The sequence below is a fragment of the Vreelandella subglaciescola genome, assembly GCF_900142895.1.
Taxonomy (GTDB): domain Bacteria; phylum Pseudomonadota; class Gammaproteobacteria; order Pseudomonadales; family Halomonadaceae; genus Vreelandella; species Vreelandella subglaciescola.
Window position 1 is genome coordinate 2,220,650 of the sequence record NZ_LT670847.1, and the last position, 19,608, is coordinate 2,240,257.

Sequence of the window (19,608 nt, forward strand, 5' to 3'; positions counted from 1 at the left end):
GTGCCTGTGTTCTTGTCAATGCAAGGAGTGACCCATGCAAAGCCGCTATTTCACCATTAATGAACATCCGCAAGGATTGCCGACACGCGAGCTGTTCCAGCTGGAAGCTCTCGAGTTGCCCGCACTGGCAGACGGCGAAGTGCTCATCCGCAATAGCTGGCTGTCCGTTGACCCCTATATGCGCGGCCGCATGGACGGCGTGACCACCTACATCGAGCCGTTCACTCTGGGCGAGCCGCTTGACGGTGCTGCCGTGGGCGAGGTGATCGAGTCCCGCAGCGCGCGTTTCAACGCGGGCGACAAGGTGCGCCACATGGGCGGCTGGCGCGATATCGCCCAGCTCCCCGCCGAGCAGGTCGAGCCGCTGCCCGAATTTGACGTCCCCGAGCAGGCGTATCTGGGCGTGCTGGGTATGCCCGGCACGACGGCCTGGGTGGGGCTTAACGTGATTGCCGACATGCAAGACGGCGACAACGTGCTGGTGAGCGCGGCAAGCGGCGCGGTGGGTTCGCTCGCAGTGCAGCTGGCCAAGGCCAAAGGCGGCACCGTGGTGGGCATTGCCGGCGACCAGCACAAGCTCGACTGGCTGGAATCCAAAGGCATCAAGGCCGTGAGCTACAAGGGCAAGAATGCCCGCGAGCTGAGCGCGGCGCTGAAGGAGGCCTGCCCCGAGGGCTTTGACGTCTACTACGAAAACGTCGGCGGCGACTGCCTCGAAGCGGCGCTGGATAACCTGCGCGTTGGCGCGCGCATCGCCGTGTGCGGCATGATCGCCCGCTACAACGACGACGCCCCGGCCGCCGGCCCCGGCAACCTGGCCATGCTGCTGATCCGCCGCGCGCGTATGCAGGGCTTTATCGTGTTTGACCACTGGGAGCACCACGTTGATTTCGTCAACGAGTTTGGCCCGCGGGTGGCCAGCGGCGAGATCGACTATCAGGAAACCGTGATGAACGGGCTGGAAAGCCTGCCGGACGCTTTCCTCGGGCTCTTTTCCGGCGGCAATCAGGGCAAAATGCTGGTCAAGCTCTAAATTCAGGGCGCCAACGCCCTGCGCTTGACCTTTTATGCAGCCCGCCTCTATCGGGGCGGGTTTGGTTTTTCCTGTTTTTCCTGTTTCTACTTCTCAAGGACGCCTTATGGCACACGAATCGCTACTGACGCCGGTGAATCTCGGCAGCCTGACGCTACCCAATCGGATTCTCATGGCACCGCTGACCCGCGCGCGCACCCCCGAGAGCATTCCCGGCACGCTGCAGCAGACCTACTACGGCCAGCGCGCCGGCGCGGGGCTGGTCATCAGCGAGGCCACCAATATCTCGCCCACCGCCAAGGGCTATGTGTATACCCCCGGCATCTGGACCGACGCCCAGGAAGCCGGCTGGAAAGGCGTGGTCGACGCGGTTCACGCCAAGGGCGGACGCATGGCGCTGCAGCTGTGGCACGTGGGTCGCGTCTCTCACGAGCTGGTGCAGCCCGACGGTCAGGCGCCGGTGGCGCCCAGCGCGCTGAAGGGCGAGGGCGCCCAGTGCTTCGTCGAGTTTGACGACGGCAGCGCCGGCCAGCACCCCACCAGCACGCCGCGCTCGCTCGAGACCGAGGAGATTGCCGAGGTGGTGGATGACTATCGCCAGGCGGCGGTACGCGCCAAACGCGCCGGTTTCGACATGATCGAAGTGCACTCGGCCAACGCCTATTTGCTCAACCAGTTTCTGGCCACCGGTAGCAACCAGCGCAGCGACCGCTACGGCGGCTCGCTGGAAAACCGTGCGCGCTTCCCGCTGGAGGTGATCGACGCGGTGGCTGAAGTGTTCGGCGCTGAGCGCACCGGCGTGCGTCTATCGCCGTTTATCGAAATCTTCGGCCTGACCGACGATGAACCCGAAGCGATGGCGTTTTATCTGGCCGAGGAATTTGCCAAGCGCGGGCTCGCCTACCTGCACATCAACGAGCCCAACTGGGCGGGCGGCGATATCACGCTGACCGATGAATTTCGCCGCGGCTTGCGCGAGCGCTTCACCGGCAGCCTGATCTTCTGCGGCCATTACGACGCCGAACGCGCCGAGCGGATTATCGACGCGGGCATTGCCGATGCCGTGGCCATCGGCCGCTCGTACATTGCCAACCCGGATCTGGTCGAGCGTTTCCGCGAAGATGCGCCGCTCAACGAACCCGATCACGCCACCTTCTACGGCGGCGGCGCGGAAGGCTACACCGACTATCCGTTTTTGACTGACTCGCCGCTCTTACCGGCGAAAGAGCCCGCTACCGCTGACTAACGCATAGCGCCCCGCGGGGCGCTATTTTTTTGTCGCCGTCTTTTTTGTCGTGCGGGCGGCTTGCCGCTCGAGCATCGGTGCGAGGAAGCGGCCGGTGTGGGAGGCCTCCACCTTGGCCACCTGCTCGGGCGTGCCTTCAGCGATGATTTGGCCGCCGCCGGCGCCGCCTTCGGGGCCGAGATCAATCAGCCAGTCGGCGGTCTTGATCACGTCAAGGTTGTGCTCGATCACCAGCACGGTGTTGCCGTGGTCGCGCAGGCGGTGGAGCACTACCAGCAGCTGGCGGATATCCTCGAAGTGCAGCCCGGTGGTGGGCTCGTCGAGGATGTACAAGGTTTGTCCAGTATCGCGCTTGGCCAGCTCACGGGCGAGCTTGACGCGCTGCGCCTCGCCGCCGGAAAGCGTGGTGGCGCTTTGCCCCAGCTTGACGTAGGAAAGCCCCACGTCGAGCAGCGTTTGCAGCCGCCGGGCAATCGCCGGCACGGGGCTGAAAAATTCCAGCGCCTCTTCCACCGTCATCGCCAGCACCTGGTGAATGGTCTTGCCCTTGTAGTGAATATCCAGGGTTTCGCGGTTGTAGCGCTTGCCCCGGCAGACGTCGCAGGGCACGTAGATATCCGGCAGAAAATGCATTTCCACCTTGATCATGCCCTCGCCCTGGCAGGCCTCGCAGCGCCCACCCTTGACGTTGAAGGAAAAACGCCCGGGCTTGTAGCCCCGGGAACGCGCCTCTTGCGTGCCGGCAAACAGCTCGCGGATCGGCGTGAAAATACCGGTATAGGTCGCCGGGTTGGAGCGCGGCGTGCGCCCGATAGGGCTCTGGTCAATGTCGATGACCTTGTCCAGCTGGTCGAGCCCGTGAAGCGCCGTGTACGCCGCGGGCTTGAGCGTGGTGGCGCGGTTGAGGTCGCGCGCGGCGATCGGCATCAGGGTGCCGTTGATCAGCGTCGACTTGCCCGAGCCGGACACCCCGGTGACGCAGGTCAGGCAGCCCAGCGGCAGCGTCAGGGTGACGTCTTTCAGGTTGTTGCCGGTCGCCCCTTCGAGCACCAGCTGCTTTTCCGGATTGCCGGGAATGCGGTACGGCGGCACGGCAATTTCGCGCTCGCCGCGCAGGTACTGGCCGGTGAGCGAGTCGGGGGTGTTCATCACCTCCTCGGGGGTGCCCTGGGCGACGATTTCGCCGCCGTGAACGCCGGCGCCGGGGCCGATATCCAGCACGTGGTCGGCCGAGCGGATGGCGTCTTCGTCGTGTTCGACAACGATCACGGTGTTGCCCAGATCGCGCAGGCGCTCCAGCGTTTTCAGCAATCGGCCGTTGTCACGCTGGTGCAGGCCGATGGACGGCTCGTCGAGAACGTACATCACTCCGACCAGCCCCGCGCCGATCTGGCTGGCCAACCGAATGCGCTGGGCTTCGCCGCCGGAGAGGGTGTCGGCGCTGCGCTCAAGGTTAAGGTAATCCAGCCCGACGTTGACCAGAAACTCCAGCCGCGAGTGAATCTCGGTGACAATCTTTGAGGCAATTTCGCCGCGCCGGCCGGAAAGCTTCAGCTGGGCAAAATAGTCCCAGGCGTCGCCAATCGGCAGGCGCACCATGTCGGCGATGGTGTGATCGTCAACGAAGACGTTGCGCGATTCCTGACGCAGCCGCGAGCCGTGGCAGCGGGTGCAGGGCCTGACAGCCACGTAGCGGGCCAGATCATCGCGCACCATGCTGGATTCGGTTTCGTGGTAGCGGCGCTTGAGGTTGGGCAGCACGCCTTCGAAGGGGTGCTCGCGGGTGACCTTGCGCCCGCGGTCGCTGACGTAGGCAAACGGCACGGCGTCATCGCCGGTGCCGTTGAGGATAATCTCGCGCTCGTTCGAGCCAAGCTCCTGCCACGGCGTTTCCAGGGCAAAGTTGTAATAGCCGGCCAGCGCCTGAAGCTGGGTGAAATAGTAGATATTGCGTCGGTCCCAGCCCTTGATCACGCCTTCGGCGAGTGACAGCTCGGGATGACTGATGAGCTTGTCGGGATCAAAATACTGCTGCATGCCCAGCCCGTCGCAGCCCGTGCAGGCGCCGGCAGGGTTGTTGAACGAGAACATCCGTGGCTCGAGCTCGGCCAGCGAATAGCCGCACACCGGGCAGGCAAAGCGCGAAGAAAACGCCAGATCTTCCTGCCCGCCGTCCATGTAGTGGATCATCGCCGTGCCGTCGGCCAGCGTCAGCGCGGTCTCGAACGATTCGGCCAGCCGCTGGGCAATGTCGTCGCGTACCTTGAAGCGGTCGACCACGACGCTGATGTCGTGCTTTTTGCGCTTGTCCAGCGGGGCAATGTCGTCAAGTTCCAGCACCTGGCCGTCGATCAGTACGCGCACAAAGCCCTGAGCGCGCAGCTCGGCGAGCAGCTGCAGATGCTCGCCCTTGCGGCCCTTGACCACCGGCGCGAGTAGCATCAGCTTGGTGCCGGCGTCGAGGTTCATCACCTGATCGACCATCTGCGAGACGGTCTGCGCTTCGAGGTCTTCGCCGTGCTCGGGGCAGCGTGGCGTACCCGCGCGGGCAAACAGCAGGCGCAAATAGTCGTAGATTTCGGTGATGGTGCCCACGGTGGAGCGCGGGTTGTGCGAGGTGGATTTTTGCTCGATGGAAATAGCCGGCGAGAGCCCTTCGATGTGATCCACGTCGGGCTTTTCCATCATCGACAGAAACTGGCGCGCGTAGGTCGACAGCGACTCCACGTAGCGCCGCTGGCCTTCGGCATAGAGCGTATCAAAGGCCAGCGACGATTTGCCCGAGCCGGAAAGCCCGGTGATCACGATCAGCTTGTTGCGGGGCAGCGTTACATCAATCTGCTTGAGGTTGTGGGTACGAGCGCCCCTGACCAGAATGCTTTCCATCAATACCTCATAACGCGCGGCAAAAGAGCGAGTATACGGTTTGCCAAGGCGTTGGGGCAAAGCACATTGGCCTGTGCGGCGTATCGGCGTTTTCAGCGGCGGCGAAGCGCGCTAGAATGGAACGCTTTTCCTCTTTTTGCGCGCGGCGCGGTGGTACTGCCACTGGCGCACGCGTCTGATTCATCAACGTCGAGGCACTATGGCCAAGGTTTCTGCACTGCTGCTGCCCTCTGAGCGCCGCGCGATCAGCGGTTTGGCGGGGCTTTATGCCTCGCGCATGCTCGGGCTTTTCATGGTGTTGCCGGTGCTGGCGCTGTATGCCGACGGGCTGGCCGGAGCGACGCCGCTGCTGGTGGGTCTGGCGCTAGGCATTTACGGGCTGACCCAGGCCTGCCTGCAGATCCCTTTCGGGCTGATGTCGGATCGCTTCGGGCGCAAACGCATCATTGCTATCGGCCTGGTGCTGTTTGCGCTGGGCAGCACGGTGGCGGCGCTGTCCGACTCGATTGTCGGGATTATTGCCGGGCGCGCGCTGCAGGGCAGCGGGGCGGTGGCAGCGGCCATCATGGCGCTGCTGGCCGACCAGACCCGCGAGCAGGTGCGCACCGCCGCGATGGCCACTATCGGGCTGTCCATCGGCGTGGCCTTTGCCGTGGCCATGGCGTTGGGGCCCTGGCTTGCCGCCGAGGCCGGGCTTTCCAGCGTGTTCTGGTTTACCACCGGCCTGACCGGTGTGGGGCTGATCGTGCTGTGGCGCTGGGTGCCGGCCGCGCCGCGCCGTGTGAAACACCAGGACGTGGGCATGGACCGCCGCCAGCTGCGCAGCGTGATTACCCGGCCTGATCTGTGGCGCATTGATATCTCGATCTTCGCGCTGCACCTGGTGCTGATGGCAAGCTTCGTCGCGGTACCGCTGCGGCTGGTGGATGCGGGCATCGAGGCATCCTGGCATGGGCTGGCATATCTGGCGATCATGGGCGGGGCCTTTGTGCTGATGGTGCCGCTGGTGATCGTGGCGGAAAAAAAGCACTGCATAAAGCCGATCTGCCTGCTGGCGATCGGTACGATCACGCTAAGTCTGGCGGGGCTGGGGCTGCCGCTGTCTCACGGGACGGGGCTGTTTGTGCTGCTGCTGGCGTTTTTCACCGGCTTTAACCTGCTGGAGGCCACGCTGCCGTCAATGCTCAGCAAGCTGGCGCCGGCGGGCGCGAAGGGTACCGCCATGGGCGTGTATTCTACCGGGCAGTTTCTGGGCGCGTTTCTGGGCGGTACCCTGGGCGGCTGGCTATCTCACGCGTTCGGGTTGGATGCGGTGTTTCTGGGCTGCGCGGCGCTGGCGCTGGTCTGGTGGGTTATCATGTGGTCGATGCCCAATCCGCCACCGCTATCCAGCGAAATCGTGTCGCTTGACGCGGCCCACGGTGATGCGCTGGATACGCTGCTTGAGCGACTGGCCGAGGTGGCCGGGGTGGAAGACGTGATGCTGGCCTCCGAAGAGCGTCTGGCCTATCTCAAGGTCAACCGCCAGCAGCTCGACGAAGCGGCGCTGTCACGCCTTTTGACGCCGCCGGAAAAACATTCGTGATGCGTCCCGGTAACGCCGGTGCGTCACCCTTACATGACTCGTCAAGGAGCACCTGATGGCTCGCGGTATTAACAAAGTTATTCTTATCGGCAATCTCGGCCAGGATCCCGAGGTGCGTTTTACGCCCTCGGGCACGGCCGTGGCCAACTTAAGCGTTGCCACCACCGATACGTGGATGGATCGCCAGAGCGGGCAGCGCCAGGAGCGCACCGAGTGGCACCGCATCGTGCTGTTCAACAAGACCGCGGAAATTGCCCAGCAGTACCTCAACAAGGGCTCCAAGGTCTACATCGAAGGGCGGCTGCAAACGCGTAAATGGCAGGACCAGAACGGCCAGGACCGCTACAGCACCGAAGTGGTGTGCAACGATATGCAGATGCTCGATTCGCGCGGCGGCGGTGGCGGCGGCCAACAGGGCGGCGGCTATCAAGGCGGCCAGCAGCAGGGTGGCTATCAGAGTGGTCAGCCCCAGCAGCCTGCGCCCCAGCAGCCTCCTCAGCAACAACAGCCGCCACAGCAACAGCCTCAGGGCTACCCCAATCAGCAGCCTCAGAACGCCCCGCAGCAGGCGCCTCAGAATGCGCCCCAGCAAGGGCAGCAGGGCGGCGGCTTCGGCGCGCCGGACCCGGGTAATTTTGACGATTTCGACGACGAAATCCCGTTCTAGCAAAGACTTGGGTATCGTGTTTTAGATCAAAAAAAGCCCCGCTTTGCGGGGCTTTTTGGTGGGTGCGAAAAATCATGTTGCGCGCGTTGATGGCGATTTGAGGTAGCGGATAAAAGCGTCAATATCCATCGGCTTGGCGTACAAATAGCCCTGCCCCAGCGTGGCCTCGTGCTGTTGCATCAGCGCTTCCTGCGCGGGGGTTTCAATGCCTTCAATCACGGTGCGGCAGCCAAGCTCGCGGGCCAGCGTCAACACGGCGCGGCAAACCCGCAGGCTGTTGGCGTCTTCCGGCAGGTCCTTGACGAACTGGCGGTCGATCTTGAGAAAGTCAAAGCCGATAAACAGCAGGTATTCGATAGAGGCGTAGCCGGTGCCAAAATCGTCCAGCGAGAAACTGATGCCGAGATCGCGTAGCCGGCGGTGATTGTCCTTGAAGGCGTGATTATTGATGAGCTGGGTGGCTTCGGTGATTTCCAGGTCCAACCTGCCGGCGGGAAAGTGATGGTGCTGCAACAGTTGTTCCAGCCGCTGGCTGAAGTCGGGCTCGACAAGCTGCTGCGGCGAGATATTGATGCCCAGCCGGAAATCATCGTCAAGGGCGGGCAGCAGCGGGGCAAAGTCGGTCAGCGCCCGGCAGATGATTTCCAACCCAAGGGGGATGATAAGCCCGGTCGCTTCGGCTTCCTGCAGCAACTCGTAAGGGGCGGAGAGCTCGCCCCGGTTCAGGCGGAACAACGCTTCGCAGCCTTTGAGCGAGCCATCCTTCAAGCACACCTTGGGCTGGTAGGCGAGAGCAAAATTGCCGTCGGCAAGGCGTTCTTTCAGCAACAGCAGCGCCGCAACCTTGCGTTTTTGCCGATCGCCGGCCTCGGGGGAATAGGTGCGCAGGCACTGTTGCCCGGCGTGCTTGGCATTGGCAAGGCCGATGTGGGCAGCATGCAGCAGGGATTCCGGCGTGGCGGCATGCTCAGGTGCCAGCGCCATGCCGGCGGATAGCGTCAGCTCGATGGACGAGCAGCTTTTTTCGGCCTCAAGCGTGGTTTCGACGCGCAGCGTACCCGACAGCCGCGCTGCCAGGTTCTCCATATCGCGGCTGCGAAAACACATGGCGAAGATGTCGGCCTGCAGGCGATACAGCGGCGCGCCGTCATTGAACGCATGGCGCAGGCGGGCGGAGACTTCTTTCAAGGCGGCATCGCCAATGTCCTGGCCGTAGCGGTCGTTGACGCGGGAAAAGCCGTCGATATCCCAGATGACCAACGCCAGCTGGCCGCTACTCGATTCCAGCCCGGCCAATGCCGTGGCGAGGCGCTGAACCAGTTCGCGGCGGTTGTAGTCCTGGGTCAGCGGATCGAGCCGGGTTTGCTCGTCCAGCACGCGGTTGGCCTCGGTCAGCTCGTTCAAATAGCGCTCGCCACGGCTGGCGTGCTCGTTGTAGTGACGCACGAGCTGCTGGAGCTCGAACCCGGAGACGTCGAGATCAAGGGTGGCGAACGGCTGCCCGCGCCGCGCGTGCCGGCGAATGGTCTGGGTAATGGCTTGCAATGGGCGCCCCACCGAGGCGTAAAACACTGCGGCGACGAGAATGCCCAGCACCAGCGCCTGAATGCAGGTTAGCCAGAAGGTATTGAATAGCGCCGCGGTGGCCTTGTTGATCATGTGATCGAGATCAAAGTCGGCCTGCAGGCGGCCGACGTAGACCCCTTTCCGGGTGTTAAACGGCGAGGTGTAAAACAGGCGCTCGTCGCGCTTGGCCGGCAGGGCGCTAAAAAAGGCGCGCCTGATCAACGGCGTCAGAAACGCCGGTTCGGCCGGCTCGTGCCTGACGTGGCCGAATTTTTGTCCCTGATCGCTGATCAGGTCAATACGGCGGTAGGCCGGATCCTGCTGAAAGCTTTGCAGCAGGGCACGAACCGTTTCCGTATCAAGGTGATACAGCGCGAAGCGGGCCGGCTCCTGAATGAAATCAAGACGCTGATTGGCGATCTGATACTGTTCGTGGACTTCGTCGCGCATGTTGCCAAAGCCCAGCAGGCCGCCAAACACCAGGCCGCTGACGACCGTGAGCATAACCACCAAAAAGGTGAAGCGCGCGGTAAGCGAGCGGGTCTCCCGCCGATGTTCAGCGCGCTTCATGAAGCGTCCCGTGGCGGCGTGGCCAGCCGTTCAATACCGTGGTTGATAAAGCGCAGCAGCTGTTTGGCATTGGGCATATTGCGCGACACCATGATGTAGTAGCGCTCAAGGCTGGCGTGAGGAATCGCGCGCAGTTCCAGCGCCGCCGGCGAGGGAATCCGACCGTGTTCCCGAAGCCCCTGAATAATCTCGGAACGGGAGAGGGCGATATCGCAGCGTCCGGCAATCAGTTTGTCAATCAGCTGTGAGAGATCTTTGGCGCCCCGGTCTATGCCTTTGCCGGAAAGGTTAAACCCGACGTAGTTGAAGCCGGCGACGCCGCACACGCGATAACGATAGAGGTCTGTGGGGCGCGTGATTTCAGGGGCTTTCTTGTCGGCGCTGGCCATATAGAGGTACGCCGGAGTGTGGGAATAGTAGCTGTTACTGAAGTAATAATGTTTGGCTCGGGCGACGCTGTAAGTTGCGCTTAACACGGCCTGATGTTGCTTGCCTGACTGGGTACTTTGCAGGCAGCGCCGCCAAGGGATGGCGTCGAGCCGATAGCGCCAGGGGCTATCGGCAAACAAGCGGTCAAGCACGTCAATATCACGGCCTTGCCACTCACCGTCGCGCACATAAAAACGTGGCGGCCGGTCTTCGTTATCATGACAAAAGGTGATCTGGGTCGTATTGCTGCCAAACGTCTGCGACGCGGTTAGTGCGAGCAGGGCGGCGATAAGCCAACGGCGCATCCTTGTCTCCTGCGGTGCAAACACGCACTGCGACTATAGCGCATCCTGCCCCTGTCACGCACGTTCTCTGCGCTGCTGATCCTTGGCCAAGGTCTTAGTCCAGCGTTTGCACGCCACCGCCGTTGACGAACAGCACCTGCCCGCTGACCCAGCGGGAAATGGGCGCGGCAAAGTAGAGCACCGCACCGGCGATATCGTCGGGTTCGCCCAGCCGCTCAAGCGGGGTATGCGTGAGCATGGCCTTTTCGATATCCGGCGTGAGAACCGAAGCCAGCGCATCGGTGCGCACCGCGCCGGGGCCCACCGCGTTGACGCGGATCTCGGGGCCGTAGTCGTGGGCGAGATTCGCCGTCATGTGGTTGATCGCCGCTTTGGACGAGGCGTAGGCGCTGATCGCCGGACTCTTGTTGACCGAGCTCATGGAGGACATGTTGACGATGGAGCCGTCGCCCGCGGCGCGCATGTGTGGCGCGCACAGTTGGCACAGCCGCCAGATGCTGAACACGTTGAGCTCAAACACGCTGGCAAAGCGCTCAACGTCGATATCGTCGGGGCTTTCTTTGCCCGCGCCGCCGCCGCCGGCGTTATTGACCAGAATATGGAGGCCGCCAAAGGCCTCGAGGGTCTTGTCGATCAGCGCGCGCCGGTCGTCATCGTCGGTGACGTTGCAGGTAACCGCCAGCGCGTGGCCGCCCCGGGCTTCAATTTCATCGGCCACGCGGCGGGCGTTTTCCATCTTCAGGTCGGCAATCACGACGCTGGCGCCGTGGTCGGCCAGCATCAAACTGCTGGCGCGGCCGATACCGTTGCCGCCGCCGGTGACGATGGCAACCTTGTGGTTCAAATTCAGCAGATTAGCAGCGCTCATGGGCGGCTCCCTGGGGCGAGTAGATAATAGGGGTGGAAAGAGCCGTAAAACGGCGGATGGCGTCTAGTGGCGAATGGCGACTAGTACAGGTGCACGGCCTCAAAGTGGGCAAGCGGCGCGTTGTTCTCACCGCTTAGCGTCAGCGTCTCGCCGTCGATGTCCCAGCCGCTGGCCTGATTGAGGGCATTGAGAAACGCGCGCTCCGACCCTTGGCTGTCCGGGCAGGCCATCATGGTGGTGGCGACTTGTTTAAAAGCGATCTGCTCGCCGTTCATGGTGTAGCTTCCCATCAGCTGGTTGCAGCCGGTGGCACCGGCCACGCGGTGTTCCTCTTCATGCAGGACAAAATGCGCTTCGCGCTCGTTGTCCTGTGTGGCGGCCACGGTGCCCTGTTCAAGCGTTGTGAGCTTCCAGTAGGTGTTGGCAAGCGTGACATCCGGCGTGGCGGTATCGTCGGCGGGTGATGAATTGCCGGTGGAAGCGGCGCAGCCGGCCAAGGTAAGGGCAAGCCCAAGGCCCAGGGTGTAGCCCAGCGGTTTGATCATTGATGTCATGGTGATCCTTATTGTCGTATAGGGTCGATTAGATTAAGTAAGTTGCCCTTTATTAGAGCTTTTTTGCGGCCCAAGTTCAAAATATGGCGATAAGAATAGCCAGAAAAGTTATTTTGCCTGCTTGTCCGCTGTTTACTTTTTTGTCACAGAAAGTTGCCAGCGCTGCTGGCTCTGGCTTAGAGTAGCGGCTCTCGCTTGACGGGGTGCCGGTGATTCCGGCTGAGATAGCGCAGATGCCCGCCGTGTTGCCACGGCCGCATCCCAAGCGCTGGTCCCGTTGAACCTGATCCGGCTAATTTCTTCATCGCGTTTCGCGCGGTTCGAGGAAGGGTACCGGCGTAGGGATCAAGCACTGGTGCACTTCTGGTTCGCTGTTTTTCCGCCCAGTCTCCCCTCGCCTCCCTGGCCATTACCATGGGAGCTTTCTGTATGTCTAAAACGTCGCATTTTCTGGCCGAAACGGCCCAGGTGGACGCCGCCGCGATTGAGCCGCTGCCCGGCTCGCGCAAAGTCTACGTTGAGGGTTCGCGCCCGGATATTCGCGTGCCGTTCCGCGAGATTTCGCTGTCGCCGACCACCACCTCGGGGATCAACGAGGAAAACCCGCCGCTGCTGGTCTATGACACATCGGGCCCTTACTCCGACCCGGACGCCACCAACGATCTGCGCCAGGGGCTTGTTGAACTGCGCCGAGCCTGGATCGATGAGCGCGCCGACACCGAGTTTCTCGACGGCCCCACCTCCGATTTCGGCCGCCGCCGGGCGAGCGACCCGATGCTGGCGCAGCTGCGCTTTGACCTGAGCCGCACCCCGCGCCGCGCCCGAGAGGGCAAGAACGTCACCCAGCTGCATTACGCGCGCCAGGGCATCATCACGCCCGAGATGGAGTTTATCGCCATCCGCGAAAACCAGCGTCGTCAGGCGCTTTCCGCCGAATACGCGGGCAGCGAAGAGGTCGAGCGCATTCTGGGCCATCAGCATCCGGGCGAAAGCTTCGGCGCCAACATGGCCGAGGACATCACGCCCGAGTTCGTGCGCGACGAAGTCGCCGCCGGGCGAGCGATCATCCCGTGCAACATCAACCACCCGGAAACCGAGCCGATGATTATCGGGCGTAATTTTCTGGTCAAGATCAACGGCAATCTGGGCAACTCGGCGGTGACCTCGTCCATCGAGGAAGAAGTCGACAAAATGACCTGGGGGATCCGCTGGGGTTCCGACACCGTGATGGACTTGTCCACCGGGCAGAACATCCACGAAACCCGCGAGTGGATCATTCGTAATGCGCCGGTGCCCATCGGTACGGTGCCGATTTATCAGGCGCTTGAGAAGGTCAAAGGCGTTGCCGAAGACCTGAGCTGGGAGGTGTTCCGCGATACGCTGATCGAGCAGGCCGAGCAGGGCGTTGACTACTTCACCATCCACGCCGGTGTGCGCTTGCGCTACGTGCCGCTGACGGCCAAACGTGTCACCGGGATTGTCTCGCGCGGCGGCTCAATCATGGCCAAGTGGTGCCTGTTCCACCATCAGGAAAGCTTCCTCTATACCCACTTCGAGGATATCTGCGAGATCTGCAAGCGCTACGACGTGGCCTTCTCGCTGGGCGACGGCCTGCGCCCGGGGTCGATCGCCGACGCCAACGACGAAGCCCAGTTTGCCGAGCTTGAAACCCTGGGCGAACTGACGCGCATCGCCTGGCAGCACGACGTTCAGGTGATGATCGAAGGCCCCGGCCACGTGCCCATGCACCTGATCAAGGAGAATATGGATAAGCAGCTTGAAGAGTGTGACGAAGCGCCGTTCTACACGCTGGGGCCGCTGACTACCGACATTGCCCCGGGCTACGACCACATTACCTCGGGGATTGGGGCGGCGATGATCGGCTGGTACGGCTGCGCGATGCTGTGCTACGTGACGCCCAAGGAGCACCTCGGGCTGCCCAACAAGGACGACGTCAAAACCGGCATTATCACCTACAAGATCGCCGCCCACGCCGCCGACCTGGCCAAGGGCCATCCGGCCGCCCAGCGTCGTGATAACGCGCTGTCCAAGGCGCGCTTCGAGTTCCGCTGGGAAGACCAGTTCAACCTGGGCTTTGATCCGGATACCGCGCGCGAATTTCACGATGAAACCCTGCCCAAGGACTCGGCCAAGGTGGCGCACTTCTGCTCCATGTGCGGGCCAAAGTTCTGCTCGATGAAAATCAGCCATGAAGTGCGTGAGTACGCCGCGGCCAACGGCCTGACCGGCGATCAAGAGGCGGTAATGGCAGGCATGGAAGAACAGGCGAAGAAGTTTCGTGAAGAGGGCGCCGAGCTGTATCAGGAAGTCTAGCGCGTGACGCGTTAGCGTTGATCAGCGCCGCCGAATATCCGACGGCGCTTTTTTTATGCTAGAACGCCGGCAGCGCAGGCGCGGGCTGAGTTGCGTGTGACGCTGGCAAAGACTCGCCGGCCTCGCGGGGCAGGGTAAAGCGTGCCACGACCTGGTTGAGGCGGTCGGCTTCGTCCTGCAGTTGCAGCGCCGCCGCGCTTGCCTGCTGCACCATGGCCGCGTTTTGCTGGGTGGTTTGCTCCATATCGTTGACGGCGGTGTTGATTTCCTGAATGCCGCTACGCTGCTCCCGGGTGGCCACGTCGATTTCGTCCATCAGCGTGGTGACGTGCCTGACCGAGGCGATGATCTCGGTCATGGTCTCGCCGGCCAGGTCGGCCTGCCGGGCGCCGGCTTCCACCTGCCCGACCGAGGTATCAATCAGCTTGCGGATATCGGTCGCGGCCGTCGCGCTGCGGGTAGCGAGCTGGCGGACTTCATTGGCGACAACGGCAAACCCGCGCCCCTGCTCGCCGGCGCGCGCCGCTTCAACCGAGGCATTGAGCGCGAGGATATTGGTTTGAAAGGCGATGGAATCAATCAGCGCGATGATATCGGTGATTTGCTGAGAACTTTGACGAATTTCCTGCATCCGCTCGACTACGCTGTGGACCACCTGGCTGCCCTGTTCGGCTTTGCCGGCGGCTTCTTCGGCCACGCGGTGGGCCTGGGAGGCGTTGTCGCTGCTGCGTTCCATGGTCGAGGTCATTTCCTCGATGCTTGACGCGGTCTGGGTCAGGGACGCCGACTGGCGCTCGGTGCGCGCCGAAAGCTCCTGATTGCCCCGGGCAATGTCGCTGGCGCTGGCATAGACTTCGCCGCCGCTGGTGCGCACCGTGGTAACGGTGTTTAACAGCGAGTCCTGCATGTGGTTGAGCGCCATGAGCAGCTGGCCAATTTCGTTGTTGCCGCGGTTGGCCATGTGCTGAGATAAATCACCTTTAGCCATGATTTCAAAGTGTTGAATAACGCGCTTTATCGGACGGATCAAGTTGGCGCCCACGCCCCAATAGACCAGCACTGAAAGAGCGATGGCGATAATAAAGACGGCAATGATAATGGCGGTGGCGTAATAGATGACCGTGTCAAAGTTTTCCAGGCGCGTATTGCCCTGCTCTTCGATGGTGTGAAAAAAGCCGATCGCATCCTGATAGAAGCCGTCGTAAGCACGCTGCGCGGCGTCACGTTCGCCTTGATAAACAGAGGTGTTGCCCTGATAAAGCGCTGTGGCCTGAGGCTGCACATGGGTGGTCAGCAGGGCCTCAAAGCTGGTTTTGATAGGCGCAATAAGCGAGGCATGTTCAGGGTTGGCTGGCAGGTCGAGAAAGCTCTGGAACGCGCTTTCGGCATCACCCAGCTGCGCGCTGAGTCCGCCTGCCTCTTGCTGCCTGTCGGCTGTGCTGAACGATGTATCCTGCTCAATCAGCTCTTCATACAGGTGCGCCATGTCCAGACGGGCGCTTTGCAGCGTCGAGTTGGTACGGTTAAGCGCGGCCTGCTGGTTGACGTTGACTTGGGTCAACTGCTCGATGCTTTGCCGGCTTTGATCCACGGCATAAAGGCCGGTGCCGCTGAGTACCAACAGCAGAGTAAGAAACGCGAGCAGAACCAGTGTCCAGCTCATACGCATGGTCAGGTTGTCCCAAAATTGCATCAGCGGTGCCCTCCGGCAGCAAAACAGGGGGTAGTAAACAGGGGGGGGTGACATAAAAAATGCCGCGAACGCGGTAGGCGGAATAGGTGAGCGGCGTGTCGCCGTCCTATTCCGCCGCGCATTCACGGCATCATTGTCACTCACTTGTGTCAGCGCTTACCTGCGCCGGCACAAGGTTTGGCGTATCAGCTTGCGCCGTTCGTCTGCTTGTTTTGCGCAGCGGCTGCCTTGTTGGCTTCTTCATCCGCTTTGGCAATCGCCTCACGCTCTTTGGCCTCATCGGAAAGCGACTTGTTGGGCAGCGCAATGTTAAGCACAAAGGCGACGATAGCGGCGATAACAATCGGCGCGCCGCCAATGATGTTCCGCACAACTTCGGGGAACTGCGCGATGGCTTCGGGTACAGCCGCAATGCCCAGGCTCAGCGCCAGTGCCAGACCTACGATGGTCATGTTGCGTGCGGACATCTCGTCCTTCACCAGCAGCTGAATACCGGTCATGGTGATCATGCCGAAGACGGTAATGGTGGCACCACCGAGCACGGGGAACGGGATGGTGGTCATGACGGCACCAAACTTCGGGCTCAGGCCGGCAAGGATCATGAAGGCACCTGCGATCACCAGCACGAAGCGGCTGATAACCTTGGTCAGGGCGACGATGCCCACGTTCTGGCTGAACGTAGAGGTCGGTAGTGCGCCGAAGAACGAACTGAGGGTCGTGGTCAAACCGTTACCCAGCAGGCCACCGGTCAACTCTTTGGTTTTCAGCTCGCGGTTCATGCCGCCCACACATGTGGCGGACAGGTCACCAATCGTTTGTACCGAGTTGATCACGCATATTACCACCATCGAGGCGATCGCTGCGGCGTGAAACTCCATCTGGAAAGGCATGGCTTTCGGTGCCGCGAACCAGGCGGCCTCGCCAATGCTGTCGAAGTTGACCATACCCAGTGCAAGTGCGATCACATAGCCGACCACAATGCCCACAATGATGGCCGAGAGCTTGATCACGCCTTTACCGAACTGTGCGGCGATCAATACCGTCAGCAGGGTAATGCCGCCTACCGCCCAGTTCATAAGATCGCCGAACCCGTCGGCGGTCGGGTTGCCGCTGCCGGCCATGTACTTAATCGCCACGTCGTAAAGCGACAAACCGATAACCAGTACCACGGTGCCGGCCACGACCGGTGGGAACAGGTGACGGATGTACTGAATGAAGTAGCCCACGACCATCATCGTGATACCGCCGATCAGCTGGGCGCCGAGGATACCCTCGATGCCGTACTGGCCGCCTACCGCGATCAGCGTCGGTACGTAAGCGAAGCCCACGCCGAAGATGGCCGGCAACCGGGCGCCAAACTTCCAGACGCCGTAAAGGTGGAAGATAGTACATATACCGGAAGCGAGTACTGCCATCTGGATCAGCAGCAGTTTATCTGCCGGCGAGGCGCCGACAACGCCTGCCACAATGATGGGCGGCGTGATGACGCCAGCAATCATGGCGAGCAGGTGCTGTAGCGACAGCGGCAGTGCTTTCAGAAATTTGGGCTGACTATAGAAGTCAAACAGGGAGGTGCTTTTCGTCCCCGCCTGCTTTCCCAGCTCTGGGGACGCGTTGGCTTCACTCATGTGGAAGTCTCTCCATTTGTTGTTGTATGCAATACAAAGAGCAGTTTGTTTCATTAGGGTCGAGACACTGTACACAAAACGGCCGAGGAAACTAAATAAGTTTACCGAATTTTTTTGTGTACCAATAATCAGCCTCTGACGGGCCAAGGTCGCTTGCCAGCCGCGGCATAGCGTCGCTGATACGATTTTCCAGAATAAATAACTTGTTAAAACAGCATTTTAATATTTTTTTATGGCGGCTCGGCGGCTATGCAGAAGGATTGTGCTAAGGGCTGTAAGGAGGCACGATAGGCGCCATTGACCCCTTTTTTCGGGTCTTATCCTTTAGTCTAGTAGTGGTTTTGTATACAAAAAAACTATGATTGCATGCTGTTTGGTGGGTGGTTTGTCAGCACTGCCAGGTTATGACACCCGCTCATTCAAGCGGGTTGGAAAAGCGCAGAATCAGGTAATAAGGACACGACTATGGAAAAGCCGCACGATCAGGAGGAAGCGCGACTCAGCGCCGGGCGCCCCAAGCGCGTGGGCAAGAATGGTGACGGCGCCGAGCGCCACGAAACCATCTATCAAATCATCAGCGATGCCATTATCGAGCACCAGCTGCGCCCGGGCGCGCGATTGCGCGAAGACGCGCTGACTGAAGTGTTCAATATCAGCCGCACCGGCGTACGCAAAATTTTGCAGCGTTTGGCGCTGGAGCAGTTGGTGACGCTTACGCCGCGGCGAGGGGCAAGCGTGACCCGGCCAACGGCGAACGAAGCTCGGGACGTGTTCGCCGCGCGCCAGCTGGTCGAATGCGGTCTTATGCCGAAGGTAGCCCAACGCATTACCGCTGATGACGTGCGTGAGCTTAAGCAGATGGCAAGCGAAGAGCGCGAGGCGCTGAGCGTAGGCGAGCGGAGCCGGGCGATCAAACTGTCCGCCGCGTTTCATGAGCGCCTGGCGGAGCTTTCCGGCAATGCGACCATTGCCGACTTTGTGCGCCAGTTGTGTTCGCGTTCGTCGCTGATACTGGCCGTTTACGGCAGTACCGGACATTTGGGCTGCGAAACCCACGACCACGATGATTTGGTGGATTGTCTGGAGCGTGGCGAGGGGACTAACGCCAAGGCTTTCATGCAACGCCATTTAAAGGAAATCGAAGCGTCGCTTTCAATTGTGGAAGAAGAGGCGAGCGCGCCTGATTTACACCAGATATTTGGCCTGGACGACTGATACAGCGGAGTGGCTGATGAAATACGTGACGCTGGTTAACGCCAACACTAATGCCGGCATGACCGAGCATATGGCGCAATTAGCCCGTGCCCGACTCGGCGATACAGCGCGGGTTTCTGCGCTGACGGCGGCGAGCGGTGCCGCCTATATCGGCTCGCCGCGCACCTGTGCGATCGCCGCCGAGGCCGCCGCCGGGTTGGTCGAGCAATGCCTGGCGCCGCAACAGGACGGAGCGCCACGCCAGATGCCGGATGCATTTTTGCTCGGGTGCTTTGGCGACCCGGGGCTGGCCGCGGTGCGTGATATCAGTCCGGTGCCGGTGGTGAGTATGCTCGAGGCCTCGCTGCTGACGGCGCTACAGCTGGGCGAGCGGTTTTCCATCATCACGCCAGGGCAGCGCTGGCCGCGAATGATAGACGACACGCTTACGCAGCTGGGAGTGGCGCGTCACTGCCTGGGGATCGACGCCATTATGCTTGATGGTTTGCATCTGCCCGATCAGCAGGCGCAAACCGTGCCCACGCTGCAGCGGCTGGTAGACGCCCAGGCAGCCCGCTATGCGCCGTCGGTGATTATTATTGGTGGTGCTGCGTTGGCCGGGCTTCACGATGCCGTGGTGGCGCCGCCCGGTGTGCGCCTGTTGAACGCGTTCGACGCTGCGCTAGGCCAGGTGGCAGGAATGCTGACCTTGCCTGGCGGTGGCCAGGGTTAATTGCCAGGTCTCTTGAGCCTATTGCTCAAGTGTCTTTAACTCCTTGATTCTGTAGCTCGATATAACGAAGGTGCGGAAGCTTCTGGCTGCTTTTCCAAAATAATGGAAAATATTTCCACAAATTATTGACAGTCTTGCGTCTGACGCATATTTTTGAGTACAAGTACTGGGTACCGTTGTAATTACAGTCCTGGATACATGCAGTCCTAGGCAAAACAGGTTCTAGCGACAACAGTATTAATTACAGGAATGTTCCTGACGGCGGGACGTTTTTTACCGAGGTTACCTGGCGCGCCTGCATCAAGCGGCCAACAGGA

14 protein-coding genes and 1 riboswitch are annotated in these 19,608 nt (G+C 61.3%); of the genes, 7 read left to right on the forward strand and 7 right to left on the reverse strand.

Going from position 1 to position 19,608, the window contains the following annotated elements:
• Nucleotides 1-34: 34 nt before the first annotated feature.
• Nucleotides 35-1,033, forward strand: a complete 999-nt coding sequence (locus tag B5495_RS10395) for an NADP-dependent oxidoreductase (protein WP_079553522.1) — start codon at nucleotides 35-37, stop codon at nucleotides 1,031-1,033.
• Between the two features lie 106 nt (nucleotides 1,034-1,139).
• The gene (locus B5495_RS10400) at nucleotides 1,140-2,279 is read left to right on the forward strand and encodes an alkene reductase (RefSeq protein WP_079553524.1); all 1,140 of its coding nucleotides are present in this window, start codon (nucleotides 1,140-1,142) and stop codon (nucleotides 2,277-2,279) included.
• Between the two features lie 21 nt (nucleotides 2,280-2,300).
• Here the strand turns inward: B5495_RS10400 and uvrA are convergent, their stop codons facing one another.
• A complete protein-coding gene (gene uvrA / locus B5495_RS10405) occupies nucleotides 2,301-5,165 on the reverse strand; it encodes an excinuclease ABC subunit UvrA (RefSeq protein ID WP_079553526.1) in 2,865 nt (954 codons plus the stop codon).
• Between the two features lie 199 nt (nucleotides 5,166-5,364).
• Between uvrA and B5495_RS10410 the strand changes: the two genes are divergently transcribed.
• On the forward strand, nucleotides 5,365-6,750 hold the full coding sequence (locus B5495_RS10410; RefSeq protein ID WP_079553528.1) for an MFS transporter: 1,386 nt from the start codon (nucleotides 5,365-5,367) through the stop codon (nucleotides 6,748-6,750).
• 55 nt (nucleotides 6,751-6,805) lie between these two features.
• On the forward strand, nucleotides 6,806-7,417 hold the full coding sequence (gene ssb, locus B5495_RS10415) for a single-stranded DNA-binding protein (RefSeq protein ID WP_079553530.1): 612 nt from the start codon (nucleotides 6,806-6,808) through the stop codon (nucleotides 7,415-7,417).
• Between the two features lie 72 nt (nucleotides 7,418-7,489).
• Here the strand turns inward: ssb and B5495_RS10420 are convergent, their stop codons facing one another.
• From B5495_RS10420 to B5495_RS10435, 4 genes are all read right to left on the reverse strand, one after another.
• Nucleotides 7,490-9,553, reverse strand: coding sequence for a putative bifunctional diguanylate cyclase/phosphodiesterase (locus B5495_RS10420; RefSeq protein WP_079553532.1), 2,064 nt, complete (start codon nucleotides 9,551-9,553; stop codon nucleotides 7,490-7,492).
• Nucleotides 9,550-10,287 (reverse strand): substrate-binding periplasmic protein, encoded by a 738-nt coding sequence (locus tag B5495_RS10425; protein ID WP_079553534.1) that lies wholly within the window; start codon nucleotides 10,285-10,287, stop codon nucleotides 9,550-9,552. Before B5495_RS10425 ends, B5495_RS10420 begins: the two co-directional genes overlap by 4 nt.
• Before the next feature lie 94 nt (nucleotides 10,288-10,381).
• The gene (locus tag B5495_RS10430; protein ID WP_079553536.1) at nucleotides 10,382-11,155 is read right to left on the reverse strand and encodes a glucose 1-dehydrogenase; all 774 of its coding nucleotides are present in this window, start codon (nucleotides 11,153-11,155) and stop codon (nucleotides 10,382-10,384) included.
• 80 nt (nucleotides 11,156-11,235) lie between these two features.
• Nucleotides 11,236-11,709: an META domain-containing protein gene (locus B5495_RS10435; protein ID WP_231897167.1), complete on the reverse strand. Its 474-nt coding sequence runs from the start codon at nucleotides 11,707-11,709 to the stop codon at nucleotides 11,236-11,238.
• Between the two features lie 189 nt (nucleotides 11,710-11,898).
• A riboswitch (TPP riboswitch) is annotated at nucleotides 11,899-12,071 on the forward strand.
• A gap of 67 nt (nucleotides 12,072-12,138) precedes the next feature.
• On the opposite strand from B5495_RS10435, the gene thiC reads away from it, so the two are divergent.
• Nucleotides 12,139-14,043: a phosphomethylpyrimidine synthase ThiC gene (thiC, locus tag B5495_RS10440; protein ID WP_154045263.1), complete on the forward strand. Its 1,905-nt coding sequence runs from the start codon at nucleotides 12,139-12,141 to the stop codon at nucleotides 14,041-14,043.
• Between the two features lie 58 nt (nucleotides 14,044-14,101).
• Here the strand turns inward: thiC and B5495_RS10445 are convergent, their stop codons facing one another.
• Nucleotides 14,102-15,736, reverse strand: coding sequence for a methyl-accepting chemotaxis protein (locus tag B5495_RS10445; RefSeq protein WP_079553542.1), 1,635 nt, complete (start codon nucleotides 15,734-15,736; stop codon nucleotides 14,102-14,104).
• Nucleotides 15,737-15,921: 185 nt separating this feature from the next.
• Nucleotides 15,922-17,364: a uracil-xanthine permease family protein gene (locus tag B5495_RS10450; protein ID WP_079553544.1), complete on the reverse strand. Its 1,443-nt coding sequence runs from the start codon at nucleotides 17,362-17,364 to the stop codon at nucleotides 15,922-15,924.
• A gap of 465 nt (nucleotides 17,365-17,829) precedes the next feature.
• Between B5495_RS10450 and B5495_RS10455 the strand changes: the two genes are divergently transcribed.
• Together B5495_RS10455 and B5495_RS10460 are read left to right on the forward strand one after the other, a co-directional pair.
• Nucleotides 17,830-18,579: a GntR family transcriptional regulator gene (locus B5495_RS10455; protein WP_079553546.1), complete on the forward strand. Its 750-nt coding sequence runs from the start codon at nucleotides 17,830-17,832 to the stop codon at nucleotides 18,577-18,579.
• A 16-nt stretch (nucleotides 18,580-18,595) separates the two neighbouring features.
• The gene (locus B5495_RS10460) at nucleotides 18,596-19,291 is read left to right on the forward strand and encodes an aspartate/glutamate racemase family protein (protein ID WP_079553548.1); all 696 of its coding nucleotides are present in this window, start codon (nucleotides 18,596-18,598) and stop codon (nucleotides 19,289-19,291) included.
• Nucleotides 19,292-19,608 lie beyond the last annotated feature (317 nt).